This is a genomic window from Sphingopyxis sp., assembly GCF_035250425.1.
Taxonomy (GTDB): domain Bacteria; phylum Pseudomonadota; class Alphaproteobacteria; order Sphingomonadales; family Sphingomonadaceae; genus Sphingopyxis.
In genome coordinates this window covers 1-4,100 of sequence record NZ_DATFFD010000140.1, presented here as the reverse complement: position 1 = coordinate 4,100, position 4,100 = coordinate 1, and the positions used below count along the sequence as shown (strand labels likewise).

The 4,100-nt window shown below is 63.5% G+C and carries 4 protein-coding genes; 1 reads left to right on the top strand and 3 read right to left on the bottom strand.

Features of this window, described 5'->3' with window-relative positions:
- Positions 1 to 43: 43 nt before the first annotated feature.
- On the bottom strand, positions 44 to 1,258 hold the full coding sequence (locus tag VJ811_RS08030; RefSeq protein ID WP_324071742.1) for a parallel beta-helix domain-containing protein: 1,215 nt from the start codon (positions 1,256 to 1,258) through the stop codon (positions 44 to 46).
- 148 nt (positions 1,259 to 1,406) lie between these two features.
- Here VJ811_RS08030 and VJ811_RS08025 point away from each other — a divergent pair, with 148 nt between their 5' ends.
- Complete coding sequence (locus VJ811_RS08025; RefSeq protein ID WP_324071741.1) at positions 1,407 to 1,769, top strand: DUF2147 domain-containing protein; 363 nt, start codon at positions 1,407 to 1,409, stop codon at positions 1,767 to 1,769.
- 100 nt (positions 1,770 to 1,869) lie between these two features.
- Here VJ811_RS08025 and VJ811_RS08020 read toward each other — a convergent pair whose 3' ends face one another.
- Together VJ811_RS08020 and VJ811_RS08015 are read right to left on the bottom strand one after the other, a co-directional pair.
- Positions 1,870 to 2,568: an aspartate/glutamate racemase family protein gene (locus VJ811_RS08020; protein ID WP_324071740.1), complete on the bottom strand. Its 699-nt coding sequence runs from the start codon at positions 2,566 to 2,568 to the stop codon at positions 1,870 to 1,872.
- A gap of 112 nt (positions 2,569 to 2,680) precedes the next feature.
- Positions 2,681 to 4,100 (bottom strand): NAD(P)(+) transhydrogenase (Re/Si-specific) subunit beta (locus VJ811_RS08015; protein ID WP_324071739.1); only part of this gene is annotated, 1,420 nt, incomplete at its 5' end.

Sequence of the window (4,100 nt, the reverse complement as noted above, 5' to 3'; positions counted from 1 at the left end):
CTCGCACATAGCAGCGCCGCTCCAACCGCGGCAAATATGCGTTTCACCGGACCTTCGCCTCCATGCTTTCGGGCAGCGTGATCGCCGGCAGCGCCGCGGGCGGCGTGCCCTTCGACAGGTCGGCGGGCGCAGGCTTCGCCTCGCTTTGCGGCGTCTTCACATCGGGCAGGTTCAGCGACAGCACGCCGACCTTGTCGAGCACAATCGCGTCGCCCGCGCCGTCCCACAGTATCGGCGGAATGCTGCCGCCCATTGCCGCCGCGATCATGTCGCCGCCCGCGAATTTCGGCGTATACCCGGCCTTGCCATGCTGGTTGCCGCGCACGACGATTTGCCGGGGCAGCGGCTGATATTTCGGGTCCTTATGCTCGTAACGATAGCCGACGATCATCACGTTCGCAGTGCCGTTCTGGTCGAACACATTATCGAAAATCTCGACATTGCGGTTCGCCATGATCAGCACGCCGGTGCCGGTCGGAACGCTCGCGACGATATTGCCCTTGGGCGCGAAATTGGGCGTGCTGTTGTCGTTCACGATATTTTCGAAGACGCGGACATTGTGGCCACCCTGCATCGGCAGGCTGGGCAGGTCGAACACCAATATGCCGCCGGTGTTCTTCGTCGCGACATTGTCGTGGACGTCGGCGTCGTAGCTGTTCTCGATCTCGATGCCCGCGACATTTTCGGTGGCGATCGAATCGCGGACGACGATATTCTTCGACTGGCCGACATAGATGCCCGCGTCCGACGCGCCGCGGACATAGACGCTGTCGATCAGCACGTCGGTGCTTTCGACGGGATAGATGCCGTAAGCGCCGTTGGTTTCCTTCGGCCCCGCGGTCCATTCGACGCGCAGCTTGTGATAGACGATGCGGTCGGCGCCCTTCGACTTGATCCCATCGCCCTTGGTGTTGAGCACCGCGAACTCGGTCAGGAACACATCGTCCGAGGTGACGAGCAGCCCCTCGCCCGCGCCCTGCTGCCCGGCAAAGTCGAGGATCGATCCGCCCTCGCCCGCCCCGGCACCGCGCACGGTCACGTTGGCGACGTCGAGCGACAGGCCATCGGTCAGCTTCCACACGCCCGCGCCGAGTTGCACCACGTCGCCGGGCTGCGCGAGGATCAGCGCTTCTTGCAGCTTTTCGCTGGCGTCGGGCGTTGTTGCACCGACGCTGATCACTTTCGCCGCCGCCGGACTGGCGGCAAAGGCCGCCACGATGCAGAGCGTCGCCGCGTGGCGCAGGCCATGGAATCGCATATGTCTCTCCCCTAATTTTCGGGGAGCATGGTGCAAGACTTGACGGATGCCAAGCGATGTTGCTGACATATGTGTAGCTAACCGGGGAGAGGTCGCTTTGATTCACAGATACGCATTGGCGCTTGTCGCCCTGATTGCCGTGCCGTCGATGGCGGCAGCGCCCGCGCCAATCGCTGGACGATGGAAGACCGACGATGGCAAGGGCATCGTCGTGATGGCCGCGTGCGGCAACAAGATGTGCGGGCGCGTCGAGCGCCTGCTGATCAAGCAGCCCGCCGGCGGCCAGCTCGACGAGCGCAATCCCGACAAGGCGAAGCGCGGCCGCAAGGTCACCGGGCTTCAAATCTATTGGGATCTGGTGCCGCACGGCGACGGCTGGAAGGGCGAAGGCTATAGCCCCGAGGACGGGCGATATTATAAAGCGCATCTGCGCGTGAAGGGCGGAAAACTGTCGATGAAGGGCTGCGTCAGCCTGTTCTGCCGGACGGTGACATGGACCAAGATGAGCTAAGCATTTCCGCTCGTGTCGAGCGAAGTCGAGACACCCCAAAGTCGTACTCGACCGATGGGCATCTCGACTTCGCTCGATGCGAACGGATTTTTAGTGCGATTTATGCGTCGACTCCCAAAATCCAGTCAACGCCCGCGGCCACATGGATGCGCGTCGTGTCATAGATCGGCAGGACATTGGCGTCGGTATCGACCAGCATCACCAGCTCGGTACACGCCAGCACGATCGCCTGGATATCCTGCTTCGCGATGTCGGTGATGAAGGTCTTCATCGTGCGGCGCGAACTTTCGTTCGCCTTGCCGAGCATCAGCTCTTCGTAAATGATGCGGTCGATCTCGTCGACGCGGCTCGTGTCATAGGGTGCGAGCGTCAACCCGTGGCGCACCAGCCGCTGGCGGAACCAGGGTTCGGTCGACACATTGCGCGTGCCGATCACGGCGGCCGACTTGACCCCGTCGGCCTGCATCTTTTCGCCGGTTTCGTCGACGATGTGGAGCAGCGGGATCGAGATCGCTGCAGCGACTTCCTCGGCCACCTTGTGCATGGAATTGGCGGCGATCATCAGTGCGGTCGCGCCGGCGGCCTCAAGCCGCTGGGCCGAGGCGATCAGCACCTCTTTCGCATGCGTCCACCCTTCGGGGGTCGTGATGCGCGACAGGTCGCAATAGTTGAGGCTCTCCATCAGGATCGGCGCCGAACAGGCGGTGCCCAGGCGCTTTTGCACGCCCTTGTTGAGGTGGCGGTAATAGAGCTCGGTCGATGCCCAGCTCATTCCTCCGATCAGGCCGATTTTGCGCAAGATGGTCCTCCAAAATACAACAGGACCGGGTCGTTGCCGGCCCGGTCCCGTTTATCGCTAGATAAAGTGGCGCGCCCCGGCAAGGCCGAGGGCAAAACTTTGCGGCAAAGCGTCAGTGCCCGCTGCCGCTCAGCGCCTTGACGATGTCGTCGGCCATCTTCTTGGCATCGCCGAGCAGCATCATCGTCTGGTCCATGTAGAAGACGTCGTTGTCGACGCCGGCATAGCCGACCCCGCCCATCGAGCGCTTCACGAACAATACGGTCTTCGCCTTTTCGACGTCGAGCACGGGCATGCCATAAATCGGCGAGGTCTTGTCGGTCTTCGCCGACGGATTGGTCACGTCGTTGGCGCCGATGACGAAGGCGACGTCGGCCTGCGCGAACTCGCCGTTGATGTCCTCAAGCTCGAACACCTCGTCATAGGGCACATTCGCCTCGGCGAGCAGGACGTTCATATGCCCCGGCATCCGTCCCGCGACCGGGTGGATCGCATATTTGACGTTGACGCCTTCCTTCTTGAGCTGATCGGCCATTTCGCGCAGCGCATGCTGCGCCTGCGCGACCGCCATGCCGTAACCGGGGACGATGATGACATTCTCGGCCTGGCTCATCAGGAACGCCGCGTCTTCGGCGCTGCCCGGCTTCCACGGGCGCTGTTCCTTCGAACCGCCCGCGCCCGCCGCCGCATCGTCGCCGCCGAAGCCGCCGGCGATCACGCTGATGAAGCTGCGGTTCATCGCGCGGCACATAATGTACGAGAGGATCGCACCCGACGAGCCGACGAGCGCGCCGGTGATGATCATCGCGGTGTTGCCGAGCGTGAAGCCCATCGCCGCCGCGGCCCAGCCCGAATAGCTGTTGAGCATCGACACGACGACCGGCATGTCGGCGCCGCCGATCGGGATGATCAGCAGGAAGCCGATCAGGAAGCTGAGGCCCGTGACGGTCCAGAACACCCACGGCGACTGATCGAAGGTGAAATAGGCGACGAGGCCGATGATCGCGGCAAGCGTGCCGAGATTGATGACGTGCCGCCCCGGCAGCATGATCGGCGCGCCCGACATATTGCCGTTGAGCTTCAGGAAGGCGATGACCGATCCCGAGAAGGTGATCGCGCCGATCGCGATGCCGAGCCCCATTTCGACGCGGCTGACGGTGAATATCTGCCCCGCGGCATCGGCGATCCCGAATGCCTGCGGGTTGAGATAGGCGGCGGCTGCCACCGCGACGGCGGCGAGACCGACGAGGCTGTGGAACGCCGCGACGAGCTGCGGCATCGCGGTCATCGCGATCTTGCGCGCCATGACGATGCCGATCACGGCGCCAATGCTGATCGCGGCGAGGATTTCGACGAGGCCGATCGTATCGACGCCGCCATCGACCGTAACCGGTGCATGCGTCAGCAAGGTGGTGACGACCGCGATCGTCATGCCCGCCATGCCATAGCGGTTGCCGCGGCGCGACGACGCCGGCGACGACAGGCCGCGCAGCGCGAGGATGAAAAGGACGCCCGCGACGAGATAGGCGACC